At 71.4% G+C, this 18,268-nt stretch carries 14 protein-coding genes; 7 read left to right on the top strand and 7 right to left on the bottom strand.

Annotated elements, in window-relative coordinates; all coding sequences use genetic code 11:
* Position 1: 1 nt before the first annotated feature.
* On the top strand, positions 2-2,194 hold the full coding sequence (locus tag OG218_RS18705) for an MMPL family transporter (RefSeq protein ID WP_328294726.1): 2,193 nt from the start codon (positions 2-4) through the stop codon (positions 2,192-2,194).
* A 118-nt stretch (positions 2,195-2,312) separates the two neighbouring features.
* Here OG218_RS18705 and OG218_RS18700 read toward each other — a convergent pair whose 3' ends face one another.
* A complete protein-coding gene (locus OG218_RS18700; RefSeq protein ID WP_328294725.1) occupies positions 2,313-3,269 on the bottom strand; it encodes an aminoglycoside phosphotransferase family protein in 957 nt (318 codons plus the stop codon).
* Positions 3,270-3,594: 325 nt separating this feature from the next.
* Between OG218_RS18700 and OG218_RS18695 the strand changes: the two genes are divergently transcribed.
* Positions 3,595-4,320: a hypothetical protein gene (locus OG218_RS18695; protein ID WP_328294724.1), complete on the top strand. Its 726-nt coding sequence runs from the start codon at positions 3,595-3,597 to the stop codon at positions 4,318-4,320.
* Between the two features lie 267 nt (positions 4,321-4,587).
* Here OG218_RS18695 and OG218_RS18690 read toward each other — a convergent pair whose 3' ends face one another.
* Together OG218_RS18690 and OG218_RS18685 are read right to left on the bottom strand one after the other, a co-directional pair.
* On the bottom strand, positions 4,588-5,556 hold the full coding sequence (locus tag OG218_RS18690) for an alpha/beta hydrolase (protein ID WP_328294723.1): 969 nt from the start codon (positions 5,554-5,556) through the stop codon (positions 4,588-4,590).
* Positions 5,553-6,971 (bottom strand): MFS transporter, encoded by a 1,419-nt coding sequence (locus tag OG218_RS18685; protein ID WP_442906528.1) that lies wholly within the window; start codon positions 6,969-6,971, stop codon positions 5,553-5,555. Before OG218_RS18685 ends, OG218_RS18690 begins: the two co-directional genes overlap by 4 nt.
* 159 nt (positions 6,972-7,130) lie before the next feature.
* Between OG218_RS18685 and OG218_RS18680 the strand changes: the two genes are divergently transcribed.
* The gene (locus tag OG218_RS18680; protein WP_328296265.1) at positions 7,131-7,763 is read left to right on the top strand and encodes a TetR/AcrR family transcriptional regulator; all 633 of its coding nucleotides are present in this window, start codon (positions 7,131-7,133) and stop codon (positions 7,761-7,763) included.
* A 165-nt stretch (positions 7,764-7,928) separates the two neighbouring features.
* Here the strand turns inward: OG218_RS18680 and OG218_RS18675 are convergent, their stop codons facing one another.
* Positions 7,929-8,375 (bottom strand): PH domain-containing protein, encoded by a 447-nt coding sequence (locus tag OG218_RS18675; protein WP_328294721.1) that lies wholly within the window; start codon positions 8,373-8,375, stop codon positions 7,929-7,931.
* Between the two features lie 598 nt (positions 8,376-8,973).
* Positions 8,974-11,472 (bottom strand): putative bifunctional diguanylate cyclase/phosphodiesterase, encoded by a 2,499-nt coding sequence (locus tag OG218_RS18670; protein WP_328294720.1) that lies wholly within the window; start codon positions 11,470-11,472, stop codon positions 8,974-8,976.
* Between the two features lie 386 nt (positions 11,473-11,858).
* Here OG218_RS18670 and OG218_RS18665 point away from each other — a divergent pair, with 386 nt between their 5' ends.
* Positions 11,859-12,113, top strand: coding sequence for a hypothetical protein (locus OG218_RS18665; RefSeq protein ID WP_328294719.1), 255 nt, complete (start codon positions 11,859-11,861; stop codon positions 12,111-12,113).
* A gap of 583 nt (positions 12,114-12,696) precedes the next feature.
* On the opposite strand, the gene OG218_RS18660 is transcribed toward OG218_RS18665, so the two are convergent.
* Complete coding sequence (locus OG218_RS18660; protein ID WP_328294718.1) at positions 12,697-12,954, bottom strand: hypothetical protein; 258 nt, start codon at positions 12,952-12,954, stop codon at positions 12,697-12,699.
* Positions 12,955-13,104: 150 nt separating this feature from the next.
* Between OG218_RS18660 and OG218_RS18655 the strand changes: the two genes are divergently transcribed.
* From OG218_RS18655 to OG218_RS18645, 3 genes are all read left to right on the top strand, one after another.
* Positions 13,105-13,551, top strand: coding sequence for a hypothetical protein (locus OG218_RS18655; RefSeq protein ID WP_328294717.1), 447 nt, complete (start codon positions 13,105-13,107; stop codon positions 13,549-13,551).
* An 89-nt stretch (positions 13,552-13,640) separates the two neighbouring features.
* Positions 13,641-13,847: a type II toxin-antitoxin system Phd/YefM family antitoxin gene (locus OG218_RS18650; RefSeq protein WP_328294716.1), complete on the top strand. Its 207-nt coding sequence runs from the start codon at positions 13,641-13,643 to the stop codon at positions 13,845-13,847.
* A gap of 282 nt (positions 13,848-14,129) precedes the next feature.
* Positions 14,130-16,172 (top strand): S53 family peptidase, encoded by a 2,043-nt coding sequence (locus OG218_RS18645; RefSeq protein ID WP_328294715.1) that lies wholly within the window; start codon positions 14,130-14,132, stop codon positions 16,170-16,172.
* Positions 16,173-16,237: 65 nt separating this feature from the next.
* Here OG218_RS18645 and OG218_RS18640 read toward each other — a convergent pair whose 3' ends face one another.
* Positions 16,238-18,199 carry a bifunctional UDP-sugar hydrolase/5'-nucleotidase gene (locus tag OG218_RS18640; protein ID WP_328294714.1) on the bottom strand — a complete coding sequence of 654 codons (1,962 nt, stop codon included), beginning with the start codon at positions 18,197-18,199 and terminating at the stop codon, positions 16,238-16,240.
* Between the last annotated feature and the right edge of the window lie 69 nt (positions 18,200-18,268).

The raw sequence follows: 18,268 nt of genomic DNA, 5'->3' as shown, positions 1-18,268 counted from the left end.
GATGGCGACCTTCCTGCACCGCCTCGGAGCCGGCGCGTTCCGCCGCCGCGGCCTCGTCGTGGCCGTCTGGGTCCTGCTCCTCGCCCTGACCGGGGTCGGCGCCGCCACCCTGTCGGGGAAGACGGTGAACTCCTTCGAGATCCCCGGCCAGGAGTCGACGACCGCGCTGCGCCTCATCGGGGAGGAGTTCGGCGACACCGCGAACGGCGGATCGGCCCAGGTCGTCTTCGAGGTGCCCGAGGGTCAGCAGATCACCTCGGCGGAGAACTCGGCGAAGGTCCTCGCCGCCATCCAGGAGCTCAACGGCCTCGACGGGGTCGCGGGCGCGAGCAACCCGCTCGACGCCGCGAACCCCGTCGTCTCCCCCGACCTGCGCGCCGCCTACAGCACGGTCAGCTACCCGGTGCAGGCGTCGGAGGTCACCGCGTCCGAACGCGAGGAACTGCTCGCCGCCGTCGCGCACGCCCGGGCCGCGGGCCTGGACGCGGAGGTGACGGGCGAGGTCACGCAGGGGGTCTCCGAACTCGGCGGACCCGCCGAGGTCATCGGTGTCGTCGTCGCGCTCGTCGTCCTCGCCATCACCTACGGCTCGCTCGTCGCCGCGGGGATGAACCTGCTGACGGCCGTCGTCGGCGTCGGGATCGGCGCGCTCGGGATCACCACCCTCACGGGTTTCGTCGACCTGCAGTCCACGACGCCGATCCTCGCGATCATGCTGGGCCTCGCCGTCGGCATCGACTACGCGCTGTTCATCGTCACCCGCTTCCGGCAGGAACTCCTCGACGGGCGCAGCGTGGCCGAGGCCGTCCCGCTGGCCGTGGGGACCGCGGGGTCGGCGGTCCTGACCGCCGGGGTGACCGTGGTCATCGCGCTCGCCGGTCTCGCCGTGGCCGGCATCCCGTTCCTCACCGAGATGGGGATCGCCGCCGCCGCGACGGTCGTCGTCGCGGTGCTCATCGCCCTCACCCTCGTCCCCGCGGCGCTCGGGTTCGTCGGGCTGCGGGCGCTGCCGCGCTCGGCCCGCAAGGCCCTCGAGCACAGCGGCGGCCGCCACGTGGCGCCACCGCACGTCCCGGACGGCACCGAACGCACGGGGCTGTTCGCGACGTGGGGTCGGACCGTGACGACCCGGCGCTGGGTCAGCCTGGTGCTGGCCGTCGTGGCCCTCGGGGTCGTCGCGATCCCGGTCACCTCGATGCAGACCACGTTGAGCACCGCGTGGCCCGACGGCAGCACCCAGGCGAAGGCGCAGCAGATCCTCTCCGACCGCTTCGGCGCGGGGGTCAGCGGACCGATCGTCGTCCTCGTCCACGGCGACGGGGAGGGAGCCGGCGTGGTCGACCGCGCGACCGCGCTGAGCACGGAACTCCGCGCGCTGCCGGGAGTCGCCTTCGCCGCACCGCCCACCCCGAACCGGGACGGGAGCGCCGCCCTCGTCACCGTCGTCCCCACCACCGCCCCGGACGACACGGCCACCACCGACCTCGTGCACCGGATGCGCGACCTCATCGCCGGGGACCCCTCGGGAACCACCGCCTACGTCACCGGCCAGACCGCGGTGAGCGTCGACGTCTCCAGCACGCTGTCCGACGCACTGCCGGTGTACCTCGTGCTGGTCGTCGGGCTCGCGTTCGTCCTGCTGGTGCTGGTCTTCCGCTCGATCCTGGTGCCCGTCGTCGGGGTCCTGGGGTTCCTCCTGACCATCGGCGCCGCGCTCGGCGCGACGACCGCGGTGTTCCAGTGGGGCTGGCTGAAGCAGATCGTGCGGGCCGAGAGCACCGGCCCCCTGCTGAGCCTCGCGCCGATCATCGTCGTCGGGATCCTCTTCGGCCTCGCGATGGACTACCAGGTGTTCCTGGTCTCCCGGATGCACGAGGCGCACGCCCACGGCGCCGATCCCGTGCAGGCCGTCCGCACCGGGTTCCGGCAGGCGGCACCCGTCGTGGTGGCCGCCGCGGCGATCATGTTCGCGGTGTTCGCGGGGTTCGTCCCGCAGGGCGACTCGACGATCAAACCCATCGCCTTCGCGCTGGCCGTCGGGATCCTCGCCGACGCCGTGGTCGTCCGGATGGTCGCGGTGCCGGCGGCGTTGTCGTTGCTCGGCCGGGCGGCGTGGTGGATGCCGCGGTGGTTGCGGTGGTTGCCGACCCTCGACGTCGAGGGCACGGCCCTGACGGCGAGGTCGGCTGCGTGAGCGGTCGCTGGCGGCCCCTCTGTGCCTGGGACCTGCCCGGCGGATCGCGAACAGCCGTGATCCTGCCCAGATCGCGGGATGACCGTGAGGTCGTCAGCCCATGCGCGCCTGCAAGGGCTCAGCTGGTGACCCCGTACTCGGTGAGGATCGCGTCGAGGACGCGCTGAGCCCCGGCGGCTGCTCCTGCATCCTCGTCGAGGACTCCGACGTAGGTGGCCAGGGTCTTCCACAGCGCCCAGCCGCGCCCTCGAGCCCACGTACCTTCGTCGACGTCCATCCGGTCGCGGAAGGCCACCCGGGCTGCGGTGCCCAGCAACGTCCACGCCCCGGCGAGGTCGCAGGCGGGGTCACCGACCCCGCAGGTGCCGAAGTCGATGACCGCACCCAGCCGGCCCTCACGCAGCAGCAGGTTGCCGGCAGCGATGTCGCCGTGGAACCAGACCGGCACGCGGTTCCACCGTGCGTCGAGCGCACTGGCCCACACGGCGCGGGCCAACTCGACGTCGATGTCCACGTCGGGGCGACCCTCGAGGGTCTGCAGCGCGTTCTGGGTCGTCGCGTCGTAGGTGCGCAGCGTGCCGCCGCGGAACCAGTTGTGCGTGCCGGGAGCCGGCCCGTCGGTGGGGTCGATCTGCTGCAAGGCGGTGAGGAAGTCGGCGAGGTCGAGGGCGAAGCGGACCGGGTCGCCCTCAGCGCCGATGCCGCCGTCAGCGATGCGGTCGGCGGTCACCGGGTCCCCGGGCAGCCACCGGTACACCGACCAGGCGAAGGGGTAGCCGTGGCCGGGTCGGCCTCGTGCCAGCGGAGTGGAGATGGGCAACGGGAGCTGCGTTGCGAGGCGGGGCAACCAGCGGTGCTCCTTGTCCACGGCGAGGGCGTACTCGGTGGCACTGGGCAGGCGCACCGACATGTCCGAACCGAGGTGGAAGGTGAAGTTGTCCCAGCCGCCGTCGGCCACCGGGCGCACCGGCAGGTCGGCCCAGTGGGGAAACTGCTCGGCGATGAGCTGGTGGACCAGGTCGGTCTCGACGCTGAGGCGGGTCGGTACTGGACCGAGGTCGTGGGCGGTGCTCATCCACGCGGCCCCGGGCCGACCGTTGCGGTCGCGGGTCGGACTGCTCCGTCGTCGTGGACCACGGTGACCAGGCTGGCAGACGGAACTGCTTCCCTCACCCGCATTCCGTGCTCCTCGGCGTGAGCGCGAGGTTCCCGGCCTCCGACGCCCGCCCGTACCGCGGAACGACCCTGAAGTCCGCTGCCTCGGTGGAACCGCGGCCCGTCCCGCCGGCGCACCTCGACGGTCGAGGAAGAGCTTCGAGTCCCGCGGCGACCTCGTTGTCGGACCCCTGGGACAGACTCACTGGCATGATCTTCAACGGGCTCGCAGACGGTGAACGCTGGTGATCGACCTGCGCCAGGTCGCCGCGGCGCCGTGGGAAGAGGACCTCCTGGTCACCGCCCGCCACAAGGGGCTCGTGGACGTCTGGTCGCTGGAACGTGCCGCGCACTGCGCCACGTTCGAGACCATCTGGGACTACGGCGGTTGGCGGGGTGCACTGGTACCCGGTGAGCACCCCGTGGTGGTCGCCGGCGCCTGGGAACGCCACGGTGTGTGCGGCTACGACCTGACGGGTCAGCGGCTGTGGCAGGACCGCAGCCGCACGAACGTGGAGGCCGTGACTGCTCTGGCTGGAGGTCGTGTGGTCGTCACTCACCTCCGCAGGGCCACCCGCGTGCTGGAGGCAGCCACCGGGGAGGAGGTGCGTTCCCTGCGAGGGGTGTTGAGGGTGATCGCGCTGACTTCGGACCTCTCGCTGGGAGTGGGTGGTGGTTGGTGCCGCCTGCTGGACGGTTCGCTGGATCCGCTGGGGCCCCGGATCGCGACCGGACCGGGTCCGGTCTGGTTCGCGGCTGGCGACGGGGAGCACCTGGCGTTCACCGACAACGGGTTTCTACGGATCCTCGACTCCGACGGGCGAGAACGAGCGAGGGTGCCTGAGCACTTCCGTCTCGTCCTCCACGACCCGGTGACGGGGACCTGGGTCGCGGTCGGTGAGACCTTCGAGGGGAAGAACTCCCTGATCCGGCTCAGCGACGACGGGGAGGTTCTGGAGCAACGTCCCTAAGACCTTCGCGTCGGCGGTACGGCGACGATGCGCGGAGGCAGAACGTTGATCGTGATCACGGCTGAAGGTGTGCAGGTCGTGAACTGCGCGGACTGGAGCGTGCGATGGCTCGAAGCGCCGTGAGCCTGGGCGTCGAGTAGCCCCGTGGCAGCGCCGCGGGCTGACGGCTATGCCACCCATCACCATCGGCCAGCTCGCCACCAGCACATCGCTCGCTCTTCGCCAGACACGCACTTCGCGGGATGACCGTGAGGTTCTCGGGCGTCGTCAGCGTTCGAGGAGCCGGGTGGTCCAGGTGGCCAGTGCCGCAACCGCGGTCCGGGACAACGCGGCACGCGGCTGCATGCTGGTGAAGCCGTGGAAGGCGCCGGGCCAGACGTGCAGCTCGGCCTGGACCCCCGCGGCCCACAACGTGCTCGCGTAGGCGACCGTCTCGTCGCGGAACACCTCTGCGCTGCCGCAGTCGAGGTAGGCCGGGGGCAGGCCGGACAGGTCGTCGGCTCGGGCGGGGGCGGCGTAGACGGACACGTCGTTCCCGCCGCGGCGCTCTCCGAGGTAGGCGTTCCACCCGAAGCGGGTCATCGCGCGGTCGGCGACGCCGACGCCGTCGATCTGGTGGGTGGAGACGGTGGAGTCGCTGTCGTCGAGCATCGGGGAGATCAGGACCTGGGCCAGGACCGCGGGGCCGCCGCGGTCGCGGGCCAGCAGGGCGGTTCCCGCAGCGAGGCCGCCGCCGGCGCTCTGCCCGACGAGCACGATGCGGTCGGGGTCGATCCCCAGCTCCTCGGCGTGGGCTGCGGTCCAGGCGAGTCCGGCGTAGCAGTCCTCGACGGGGTAGGGGTCGGGGTGTTCGGGGGCGAGGCGGTAGTCGACGCTGATCAGGACGACGTCGTGGGTGAGCAGCCAGTCGTCGTAGGAGTCGAGGTTGCCGAGGTGGTGACCGAACATCATGCCGCCGCCGTGGATGGCGTAGAAGCACGGGGCGGTTCCGGTGCGCCCGGCGCGCTGGACGATCGCGAGGTCGATGGGTTCGCCGAGGTGGCCGGGGACGGTGACGCTGCGCCGCTCCAGGCCCTTGGCTCGCAGGTCCGCGTCGAGCTGGTCCTGGCTGATCTCCAGAGCCCGCATCCGGGGAAGCATCTCGGTGGTGAGGGTGAACGGGCCGCGAGCCTGCACCGCGGTGAGGAAGACCGCCAGCTCCGGGTCGAACGGCGGGTGGGCGCTGGGTGCGGTCACGACTGGACGCTCTTCTCTTCGGAGGGGGTGGTGGAGGTCTTGTCGGCGCCGCGTCGGGAGCGGTGGACGCCGAGGGCGACCAGGGCGGCAGCGGCGAGAGTGAGGGTGAGCCCGGCGATCTCGAGGGCCTGCTGGAACTGCCCGACCTGGGTCGTGCTCCAGGTCGGTGCGGTGAGGGAACCGGTGAACAGCGCGGCGAGGATCGTGCCCGTGGCGGCGATGCCGATGCCGGTGGCGAGTTCGCTGGAGGTGTCGACCAGGGCCGCGCCGACGGAGGTCCGATCGGCGGGTAGACCGCGCAGGACGTTGTTGCCGGCCACGACCCCGACCACGCGCATCCCGGCGGCCACGAGCACGAGGGCGGCGACGACGACGGGGTAGCCGTAGCTGCCGGCGAGGGCGAAGACGGCCAGGCCGGCGACGACGGCGGTGGCGCTGAGCCAGGCGGCTCGCTCGAGTCCGACGCGGGCGACGAAGGGTCCGACGAAGCGGCCACCGGCCAGCAGCACCGCGACCTGGGGCAGCATCCCCAGCGCCGCGGCCGTGGGAGGCCAGCCCCAGGCGAACTGCAACTGCAGCGTCACCAGGTAGTTCGAGCCGGCGACGGCGAGGCCGGCGGCGGCCTTGTAGGCCAGTCCGCTGGCGACGAGCGGGCGGGCGATCAGGGCCAGGTCCAGCAGCGGGTGAGCGGCGGTCCGTTCACGCAGGACGAAGGCGGTCGCGGCCAGGACCGTCAGGGCGGTGGCCACCCACGGCACCCACGAGCGAGTGCCGTCGGCGACGAAGAGGGTGGGGGTGAGCAGGGCCGCGACGATCGTCGCGGTGCCCAGCACAGCGCCGGCGACGTCGATCGGGTCCGTGTGCAGGTCCCCGCCGACACCCGCGCCGACACCCGCGCCGACACCCGCGCCGGTGTCGGCGGCGACACCGAGGCGGATGCCGACGAGGGCGAGCACGGCGATGGGGACGTTGGCCAGCAGCAACACCTGCCAGGGTGCGACGGTCAGGACGAGACCACCTGCCGTGGGGCCCACGGCGAGTCCGACCAGGCCGGCGGTGGAGATGACGGTGAGGGCCCGCACGCGCAGGTCGTCGGTGGAGAAGAGCCGGAAGGCCAGGGCCATCGAGCCGGGCGTGGTCATGGCCGCGGCCACGCCCATCACCGCCCGCACGGCGATCAGCTCACCGGTGGTCGAGACGAACGCGGTGGCCAGGCTCGCCGCGGCGAGCAGGACCAGTCCGGTGAGCATCACCCGGCGTCGCCCGAACCGGTCGGCGATGGCTCCGAAGAGCAGCATGGCGCCGCCGAAGAGGACGGAGTAGGCCCCGCCGATCCACTGCAGCGAGCTCGTCGTGGCGTGCAGGTCGCGCCCGATCGTGGGGAGGGCGACGTTGAGGATGGAGTTGTCGAGCATCTCGAAGAGGAAGACGGCGGAGAGACCGGCGAGGGCGATCCACGCCTCGCGCAGCGAGCGGGGCGCGGGGCGGGGCTCACTGCGGATGGCAGTCTGGGGGATGGTCACATCAACTAAGTTAACTGACTAAGCAGAGTCACACAAGAGAGTGAGGCCGTGATGCCCCGAACAGGTGAGCGCGGCGGGCCGCAGACCCGCGCCAGGATCGCCGAGGTCGCTGCCCGGCTCTTCGCCGAACGCGGTTTCGACGCGGTGACCGTCGCTGAGGTCGCCCGAGAGGCGGGGGTCTCCAGCGTCACGGTGTTCAAGCACTTCCCGCGCAAGGAGGACCTCTACCTCGACCGTGCCGACGACGCGGTCGAGCTCCTGCGCACCGCGGTGCGCGAACGGGCCTCGGGGACCGACGTGCTGACCTCCCTGCACGAGGTGAGCCTCGGACTGCTCGCGGCCCGCCACGTCCTCGCCGGCTTGGACGAGCGGTCCGCGCCCTTCTTCCGGACGGTGGCGTCCTCGCCCGCGTTGATCGCCCGGGCCCGTGAGATCGCCGCGGACCTGCAGGACACCCTCGTCGAGGAGTTGGAGCGTGATGAGGGGTTCGCGGGGAACGCGACGCTGTTCGCCGCCCTCGTCGTCGCCGGCTACTCCACCGTGCTGGTGGGCAACGCCCGTCGCCGGCTGGCGGGTGAGTCGGTGGAGGCGGTGGGTGCGGACCACCGTGCGCGTCTGGATGAGGTGTTCGGCGCGTTGCGGAGCGGGCTGGGAGGTGGCGGTGGGGACCACAGGGTCAGCTGAACCGAGTCAGGGGATCACAGCGCAGCTCACCTCGACAGTGCGCTGAAGTTCACGCAGATCGGCAGGAGAGGTCGTCGGCCACCAGCGACAGCGCACACATTGCGGTATGAGCGGATGGTTGGTCGGACTGGCAGCCTGACGGCTCCCACGACCCAGACGTTCTGATCAGCGCGCCGTCCGGGCAGCCAAGGCATCAGCCAAACGCTGAGCGTCGTCGACGGGCATGCCGATCAGACGCTCGCTGCGACCGTCGCTGAGCAGCAGCTGGCTGACGTCCTGCCGGCGGCCCTGCACCTGCACGTCGCGCACCTGCGCCCACGAGACGACCCGGGTCTTGGGGAAGCCGTTCCGCAGGCGGACGCCGTCGACGGTGAGGGTGGTCGAGGGGGTCCAGACAAAGTAGGCGCCGAGGAAGACGATGAAGAACAGCAGCTGAATGATCGCCAAGACGACGTCGAAGGTGTCTGGATCGCCGATGAGCCGGGTCACGGCTAGGAGCGCTTGGACGCTGATGCTGCCGAAGAGCAGTGCCCGGACACCGCGACCGGTGGTCCAGGTGTAGCGAGGCTGTAGACCTGTGAGGTCGGGAGCCTCGTCGTGCGGGCTGTTCACCCGCGCACGGTGGCACAGGCTGTCGGCCGGCTGGGGCAAGGAACCGCCGCGTCACCTGGATGCCGCAGCCGTTCGGAGAGCCGGACTGACCTGATGGGCACGAGCACGTCAGCGTGCTGGACGCCAGTGCGGACATCGACAGATCCGGTCGCCAACGCCGGGGTGACCGCGCACAACACGGGATGACCGTGCGCTTCGCGCGCACCGCGGGATGAGCGTGCGCCGAGCGCACCGCGGGACGGCCGTGCGGCGCTGACTGTCCGGGTCGATGAGCCTCGGCTCCGGTGCGGGCTGTCGACGGGGGCAGCAGCCGCACCGGCACGCCGAGCTCGCGCAGTGGGCCCTGACCTGTGGCGGCAGGACGACGGCGTTCGACGCCGCGCGCAGCGCAGGCCTGTACCGCGCTGCTTCGGCTACCTCCTGCACCACGTGTCGGCCGTCGCCTTCGGTGTGTGAGAGCAGGTCTGCAAGCGGCCACAGTCTCCAGATGTCGGACTCTGCAGAACGCGGGACGCACCAGCCGCGCTCGGACGGCGGTGACGGCAGCGCGGAAGGCCATGGATCGTCAGGACCTCATCGCCTGGGACTGCTTCAGCGGTCACTTCGCAACGACCGTGGTGAAGTGGCCTTCTGGGAGATCTTTCACCAGAGTGCAGAGCTGGTCGATGGGGAGGGCTGGGCTCCACAGGTAACCCTGCGCTGCGTCGCATCCCAGGCGCGTCAGCAGGGTGCACTGCTCCTGGGTCTCGACCCCTTCGGCGATGGTCTTCAGGCCGATGGCGTGGGCCAGCTGCACCACCGACCTCACGATGGCCAGGTCCTGGGGGTTCTCGGCGATGCCCTGGATGAAGCTGCGGTCGATCTTCACGTGCTGGGCGGGGAAGAGACGCAGGTAGGTCAGGGACGAGTGCCCGGTCCCGAAGTCGTCGATGGCGATGTCGCAGCCCAGCGCGCGGATGGCGTTCAGGACGCGCCTCGAGTGCGCGAGGTCGCGGATCACGACCGTCTCGGTGACCTCCACCATGAGGTTGCGGTGCGTCATCGCAGGGCCGGCGGCGCGGATGGCCGAGTCGATCGTCAGCTCGACCGCGGAGTCGGCGATGTCGTGCGCCGAGAGGTTGACGGCGATGTGGGCGCCGGCAGGGAGAACGCCCGTCGACAGCAGACGTGCACCGTCTCGGCAGCCGCGCACGAGCGCCCACTGGTCTATGGCGGTGATGAGGCCGGTGTCCTCGGCCAAGGGGATGAAGACGTTGGGCGGGACCGTGCCGCGCTCGCGGTGAGTCCAGCGGATGAGGGCTTCGACGCCTCGCACCGTCCCGGTGCGCAGGTCGACGACGGGCTGGTAGTGCAAGGCGAGGTCACCGGCGGTGAGGGCGTCCCGGAGGTCGCCCGCCAGCGCGAGCCGCCCCTGCGTGTGGGCGTCCAGGCTGTCGTCGAAGAGCTGCACGCGCCCGCGGCCACGCACCTTGGCCTCGTACATCGCGACGTCGGCCTGCCGGATGAGGTCGCTGCTGCGGCTCGGCGCCGCCACCGCCACCCCCACCGAAGCGGACACGTACGAGCGACGACCCACGACCTCGAACGGCTCGGACAGCACGGCGAGCACGGCGCGGGCGAGGGTGAGCGCCTGGTCGATGCCGGTGTCGGTGCACAGGACCACGAACTCGTCACCACCGAAGCGGGCGACGGTGTCGCCGGAGGACACCACCTGCGACAGCCGCCGGGCCACCTGGACGAGCAGCACGTCGCCGGCGTGGTGGCCCGAGGCGTCGTTCACCATCTTGAACTGGTCGAGGTCGACGAACAGCACAGCGACGGCGGGTTCGAGCGCTGCCCCCTCCCGCGAGGTGTGTTCCAGGCGCTGGAGGCGATCGAGCAGCAGCGCTCGGTTGGGCAGCCCCGTCAGGGAGTCGTGCAGCGCCTGGTGTTCGAGCCTCTGCTGGAACCGGCGGCGCTCACTGACGTCGCGACCGATCGTCGACACGGCGACCACCTGCCCCTGGGGGTCGAGGACGGGCGAGATGGTCAGGGCGACGTCGACGGTGGACCCGTCCGGTCGCTGCGCGGTCCACTCCGACGACAGCACGACTCCGTCGCGGGCGACGGCGGCGAGGATGCCCAGGACCTCCTCGGCGCGGTCCGCGGGCACGAGATCGGTGACCGGGCGGCCCGTGGCGCCCTCGGTGGGGTGGCCGTAGAGCTCTGCCGCGGCCCGGTTCCAACCGGTGATCACGCCGTCGACGGTCATGGACGTCACCGCGTCGGCGGTCGACTCGACGAGCTGGCGGTAGCGCTCGGCGCTCTGGGCGATGACCTCGCTCTGCCGCTCCAGCTCCTCCACGAGGTCGGTCCGCGGCGCGAGGAACAGCTCTTGCAGCCGGAGCGGTACCTCGCGGTAGGCGGCCATGTCGCGCCGGAAGACGAGCAGGTACAGCAGGAGCGGCCCGCTGAACGCGACGGCGATCACGAGCTTCGACTTCAGGCCGGCGCTGATCGCCGGCGAGAGGTCAGGTGAGGTCGGCGCTGCGAGGATCGGGAACAGGACACCGTCGAGGCAGAGCACCGCGATGTAGAAGACGACACACGCGAGGGCCAACGTGAGGCCGCTGCGCACGCGCGTCTTCAAGGCCTCGAACGTCATGAGCAGCAGGACCAGCTCGGTGATGATGAGGATGCCGCCGAGAGCCACGACGAGCAGGGACACGTCGAAGACGTCGGGTGAGGTGTCGAAGCGGTTGACCACGGCGGTGTTGCGCAGTGCGGCCGCGGTGACCGCCAGGACCCCGACCTTGATGACGTTGACCGCGATCACGATCTTGATGATGTTGCGCACCACGTGGCTGTCGCGGGCGGTGACGACGGCGAGCAGGCTGGCGAGCACCAGCGCCCCGTACAGGATGCTGCCGGCCGACACGACCAGACCGTCGGCGAGCGGAAGCGCGTAGATGGAGCCCATGAAGCCCCCGAAGACGAGCACCACGGCGATGTAGGTGTACGACAGCAGCAGGCGCAGGGGCTTGCGGAAGAGCGCGAAGGCGAAGGGGAACGCGGAGTACAGCAGGATCTGCGCGATGAACAGCGGCCAGGGCCCCACTGCCCGCCTCCCTCACCGCCTGTGATGAACCTTCACGACAGCGTAGGGGTCTGTCTCCGCGGTGGTCGCTGGAAGCTGAGCCCAGGTCGTGCCGGTCGCACGAGTCGTCGTGGAGCACTGTCCTGCGTGCAGCACCCCACTTCGGACCTGCGGGACGGTGCGGTGCGATCGCGTGGCCATCGCCACGACCGGACGTCGCCGGCTCGGGTGACCGCGCGCACCGGGATGACCGTGAAGTCACCGAAACCCGTGGACCTCCCTGAGACGCTGCCCGGATGGAGAGCTCCGGGTGGGTCGCGGTCCGCTGCATCTTCCGCAGCCAGGCCGAGCACCACGGTGCTGAGGTCGTCTACGAGGAGCGTGTGACGTTGTGGCGGTAAGCCGACATGGACCGCGCCATCGAGAGGGCTGAGGCGGAGGCGCAGACATACGCGAGCGAGACGACCTGGCCGCCGGATCGGGTGACGGAGTACCTGGGGCTCGTCCAGGCCTACGCGCTGTTCGACGAGCCGGTGGACGGGGCGGAGGTGTTCAGCTTGATGCGGACGAGCGATCTTCCTCCGACGGCCTACCTGGACCGGTTCTTCGACACCGGACAGGAGCGTCGACGAGATGTCGATGAGCCCGCCGAGCCGGACTGAGACCGTCCTACGCCGTGGGGCAACGTCACGCGCACCGCGGGATGACCGTGCCGTCGCAGACCCGCCGTGGCTGTCCTCAGATGGCCGGATGACCGCATCCAAGCCTGGTCGCCGACGTGGCTCCCGGCATTCGTTGCGGGCGCTGCCATGCAGCGTTGCCCCTCCGAGTCAGCATCTCCAGCTGACCACCACCACTGGCTGACCCCCACCGGTGGACGGCGTGAGACACCAGATGGTCCCCTCGGCCCCGTTGGCGGGATCGGCAACGTCCGCGGTGCGGGAGAAGACGCCGGCCTGGATCAACACGTCGAGGCGGTCTGAGGGGTGCACGTCGCGTTCGGCGTGCTCTTCCTCCAGGCTGACAGAGAGGGGGACGACGATGAGCTTCTTCTCCGGTCAGCGTCACGGGCCCAGCGCCGCGCAGATCATCAGTGGCTGACCTGGCCGAGGGGGCAGTCGCTGCGCAGGTGATGAGCTGCCCGCCATGGCTCGACCCTGCCCCTGCTCCAGTCCCCGGTGCGGTCGTGGCGGTGCTGCGCCGGCGTCAGGACGCACTCATCGGCCATGACTCGGCCGGGGAGGGTCAGTCCTGAGTCCGCTCCCACACCAACGCGGCGACGACCCACCACCCCACCTGCACCATCGCCGTCCACAGGAACGCCACCACCGCCAGGACCAGCAGGGGTGTGCTGCCCGTCGTCATCCCCGAGACCAGCAGCAGGAGGGCGGCCACCAGACCGGCCACCGCCGCGAACCGCATGATCTGCAGGTACGGGTTGCCGGCGTCGACGACCAGGTCGCGCAGGCGCAGCGGCAGGATGGTTCTGCTTGGTGAGCTCACCGCACCATCATGGCCGCGCGCCCCCTCCTGGGACGTCCTTCGCCGCGATCACCGACGTCACGGTCGTCCCGCCGTGCGCGGGCACCTGCACCGCGAGGCCCCGGACCCAACACGCCTTCGCGGGCTTCGGCCGTCAGGCACCCTGAACCCGTGGAAGGACACCGCCGCTACCGCCCCCGTGCTCACCCGTCCGCGCGGACCCAGGTGAACACCACTGCGCTCCCCGGTGAGCGGGCACCGCGACCAGGGCCGGTCACCGACGCCGACGACGAGCGACTGGCCCGGCTGCGCCGGCGGGTCGTCGAACCGGTGGTGACCAGCGTCCTGACGACCGAGGAGCTCGAGCACCTGAGCGTGCACTGGGGTGTGGACGGTCGTGAGGGGGACGTGTGGGTGCGCCTCGACGTCCCCGACCAGCGGCACGAGGAGCTGCTGCTGTCGCCGTGGTGGGTAGCGGACCCCTGCGACGTCGAGGTCCCCACCAGTGCTGCGCAGATCGCCGCTCACCTGGGCGACCGCTTGGAGGACTGGATCTGCGAGACGGCCTTCGCGTGGGGCCAGCAGCGCCGAGCCCGGTACCAGCTGCCCGAGACGTAGCCCGGGGCGGGCCTGGCACTGTCGACCGCTCCGTCATCCAGCGTCGCGCGGACCGGAACCTCTGGTGGCACAAGCGCTGCCTCGCCCTCATGCCCGTCGTCGGCCTCGGCGAACTGCGCCAGCACGCCTCCGACCTGGTCCGCCGCGTCGAAGCGGGCGAGGAGGTCACCATCACCGTGGCCGGCCGAGCCAGCGCCCGGCTGGTCCCCGACGACACCAGGTCCTGGCGCACCTGGACGACGTCGGAGGGGACGTCCTGGGCGAGGAGATCGTGCTGGGCCCAGCGGGAGCGGTAGCGGTTCGGATGCCCGGACGGGTCGGGCAGGACGGCAGGTCGTGACGGGTGCACCCCTCCAGGAATGGGCGGTGGCAGCCGATGGTTGTGATGGCTGGTCGCCCCGGTACGTGTCCCCGGGCCTCAACCCTGCCGCTACGAGCGGCCACTCGCCGTGAGGCGACGCTCGGGGCGACCACCAACCCTTCCTGTGACGACTCGTGACACCGAGTCGGGGGGGTGCTTCCACGGGGGTTTTGCGGAGGTCTATGTTCGCGGCACCACCCCGTGGAAAGGACCACGAATGCCGCGTTCAAGCAATTCCCAGCATTCTTCCGCACGACTCTCATTCAGGCTCCTCACCGCCGCTGTCGGTGCCACCGCCCTCGTCGCGACCGGCGGTGCGGCCCACGCCGCCCCGGCCCGGACCACGACGATCGCGGGCACGCTGCCGCGGTGGCTGCCGAGCGGTACCGCCGCACGCCTCGCCCTCCGTTCGGCCCCGGTCGACACCCCGCAGTCCGTCCGCGTCTACCTCGCGCCGCGCGGTGGGCTGAGCGCTCTGCAGGCCGCGGTCGCCGGCGTCTCAACGCCCGGCTCCCCCACCTACGGGCACTACCTCGACGGAGCGCAGTACGCCGCCGCCTTCGGCCCGACCGAGGCCGCCGCCACGACGGTCTCGAACTACCTGGCCTCCGCCGGTCTGCACGTCGACTCCGTCGAGGCGAGCCGACGCTACGTGGCTGCCACCGGAACCCGGCAACAGCTCCAGCGGGCCTTCGGCGTCACGCTGGCCTCCTTCACCCACGACGGCGCGGACGTCGTGGCTCCCACCACCGCCGCGTCGCTGCCGACCGACGTGGCGGCCGACGTGATGACCATCAGCGGCCTCGACACCAGCGTGCAACGCATGACGTCGCAGCGGATCGCCGAGACCGGGGGCACCACGGCCGCGGACACCACCGCGAACCGCACCGCGGCCGCCGCGTCCGCCGCCGGGGTCGCCCAGCCGGTCGTCGCACCGCCGGCCGCCTCGGTCGTCGGCCGACCGTGCAGCCAGTTCTACGGCGGCCTCCTGGCGAAGTACCAGGCGGACTACAAGACCCCCCTGCCCGCCTTCCACGGGCAGACGCCGTCCTACGCCCTCTGCGGGTACACCGCCCCGCAGTTGTTCAACGGGCTCGGCGGGGACACCGGAACCTCCGGTGGCGGTGTCACCGTCGGAGTCGTCGACGCGTACAACTCCTCGACGATCGTGGCGGACACGAACACCTACTCCAGCGCCTACGGCTGGCCCACCCTCGCCCGCAACCAGTACTCCACCTGGAGCGCCGGGAAGTTCACCGACCAGGAGGCGTGCGACGCCTCGGGCTGGACGGGTGAGCAGACCCTCGACGTGCAGGCCGTGCACGCCATGCGTCCCGCGGCCCGCATCCGCTACTACGCGGCCTCGAACTGCGCCGGTGGGCTCATCGACGCCCTCGCGGCCGTCGTGGACGAGAACCGCGCCGACGTCGTCACGAACTCCTGGGGCGGTCTGGAGACCGACACCGGCGCGGACGACGTCTTCGCCTACGAGCAGATCTTCCTGCAGGGCGCGTTGCAGGGACAGACGTTCCTCTTCAGCTCCGGTGACAACGGCGACGAGATCGCCTCGACCGGCACCAAGCAGGTCGACTACCCGACCAGCGACCCCTACGTCACCTCCGTCGGCGGGACCTCGACGGGCCTCGGCAACGGCGTGCGCAACGTCGTCGCCGAGACCGGCTGGGGAACCGGCGTCTACGCCCTGAACGACAAGGGCACCGACTGGGTCGACGGCGGGTTCCTCTACGGCGCCGGCGGCGGGTACTCCACCCTCTTCCCGCGGCCCGCCTGGCAGGCGGGCACCGTGCCGAACACGGCCCCCACCGGGCGCGCCGTGCCGGACATCGCCAGCGTCGCGGACCCGCAGACGGGGATGCTCGTGGGCCAGACCCAGACCTTCCCGGACGGGGTCCGCTACGGCGAGTACCGCATCGGCGGGACGAGCCTGGCCTCGCCGCTGGCGGCGGGCGCCATCGCGGAAGCCGTGCAGCGCAAGGGCAAGCGGGCCGGACTCGCGAACCCCGCGTTGTACTCGATCGCCCGCGGCGCCTACACCGACGTCCAGGCCTCCACGGTCAAGGGCGTGGTCCGCGCGAACTACGTCAACGGACTGGACCCCAGCGGCGGGACGTCGTACACCGTCCGCACCTGGGGCCGGGACTCCACCCTCGGACTCGCGAAGGGCTGGGACCCCGTGACGGGTCTCGGGCGTCCCGGCGCGACGTTCGCCAGGACCCTGGCGAGCACCCTGGGGAAGTAGGACCCCACGACGAGAACGCGCCCACCGGGTCTCCCGGTGGGCGCGTTCTCCGTTGTGGGGAGGATTCAGGCGTGGCGGCGGCGCGCCGCCGCGGTGATCAGCAGACCACCGGCCAGGACGAGCGCCGCACCGACGGTGATCCAGGGCGCGATGTCCGCGCCGGTGGTCGCCAGGTCCTCCTCGGCGACCGCCGCGGCGGCCGGCTTCGAGGTCGTGGCCGACGGGGTCGGGACGGCCACGGCGGGGACCGTGGGCGTCGCCGTCGGCGCCGGGGACTCCACGACCGGGGGCGGGATCTCGGTCGCGACGGCGGAACGGGGTTCCTGGTCCGGGGCGAGCCGCGCGTTCTCGGGCAGGCCCAGGTAGGCCGTGAACGCCTCGAGGTCGGTCTTCCCGAGTTCGACCCTGTCGGTCCCCTCCGCCAGGGTCGTGAAGTTGTCGCCGCCGGAGGCCAGGAAGCTGTTGACGGTCACCCGGTACTGCGCGGTGGCGTCGAGCTCCGCGCCGTCGAGGGTCACCGACTTGACGTGCTGTCCGGCCGGGGCCGCGTCGTCGTAGGTGAAGAAGAATCCCTTCGGCACCCCGAGGGCCAGGAACGGCCGCGAGGAACCCGCGGGCTGCCACTGCTGCTCGAGCACCTGGCGGACCTGCGCACCCGTGAGGGTCAGGGTCACGACGGAGTTCGCGAACGGCTGCACCGCAGCGGCTTCGGCGTAGGTGACAACACCGTCACCCTCGCTGCCCGAGGCCGCGTACTCGAGGTCGTCGCGGATGCCGCCGGGGTTCTCGAACGCGATCTGCGCACCGGCGCCCTCGGTCTGCTGCAACTGCGCGTCGGCGATGAGGTTCCCGAGCGGGGACTGCGTCCCACGGTCGTCGTCGGCGCCGGAGAACGCGCGGGTGATGTCGGCCGTGACCGAACCGACGGGCGTGGTGCCGACCTGGTCCGCGAAGGCCACCGCGTCGTCGACGATCTTCTGGACGGCCGGGTCGGGGGTGAAACCCTCCACCGGGACGACCTGGTGGGCCTGGGCGACGACGTCACCGGTGACGTCGTCGACGTTCAGCACGAGGTTGTCCACGGCGACCGAGTAGCTCTCGGCGGAGACGACGGGACGGGCGACGGCCTTGCCCGCGACCGGGAACTCGCAGTCGTAGAGCATGTGCGTGTGCCCGGAGACGATGGCGTCGATCTGCGGGGAGGAGTTCTGCACGATCTGCCCGAAGGCGCCCTCGGAACCGACCGCGGCGCAGTCGGTCCCGGACGAACCCTCGTGGGCGAGCAGGACGATGACCTGCGCCTCGTCGTTGGCGGTGTTCCCGTCCGACAACTGCGCGGCGACCCGGTTCGCGGCGGCGACGGGGTCGGTGAAGCGCAACCCGGCGATGCCGGCCGGGGCGACGAGGCTCGACGTCTGCTGCGTCACGACCCCGATGAACCCGACGCGGATCCCACCGACCTCGGTGGTGGCGTAGGCGGGCAGGGCCGGGGTCCCGTCGGCCTTCACGACGTTCGCGCCGAGGTAGGGGAACGCCGCCAGCGGGTCGGCACCGTTCGCGCCCTGGCGACCGGTCACCCCGATGCGGTCGGTGAGGTCGGTGTAGCCCTGGTCGAACTCGTGGTTGCCGACCGCGGAGACGGCGACGCCCATCTGGTTCAGCGCGGCGATCGTCGGGGCGTCCTCCTGGATGAAGGAGGTGAACGTCGAGGCTCCGACGTTGTCACCGGCGGAGACGACGATGGTGTTGGGGTTCTGCGCGCGCATGACGTCCAGCGCACCGGCCAGCTGGGCCGCCCCACCGACGGGTTGTCCGTCGTCGGTCTCGTCGGGGGCCTCGAGGCGACCGTGGAAGTCGTTGAACGCGCCGATCTGGATCTGCGTCTGGCCGGGTGCGGGGGCGGGCAGCAGCGTCGGGATCTGCCCGGGGGTGGCCGCCTCGGCGGGAGCCGCGAGCAGCGGGGTCGCCAGGACCGTGAGCACGGCTCCCGAACTGAGGAACCGGACGAGGGGACGACCTGTGCGCATGAGCTCGCTTCCACGAGGTGGGTGACTGGCGCCGGAGTCTGCCAGTCACAGTGACGTCCAGGGAACCCC

It is taken from the genome of Kineococcus sp. NBC_00420 (genome assembly GCF_036021035.1).
In the GTDB taxonomy this organism is placed as follows: Bacteria; Actinomycetota; Actinomycetes; order Actinomycetales; family Kineococcaceae; genus Kineococcus.
This window is presented reverse-complemented; position numbering and strand designations above follow the sequence as displayed.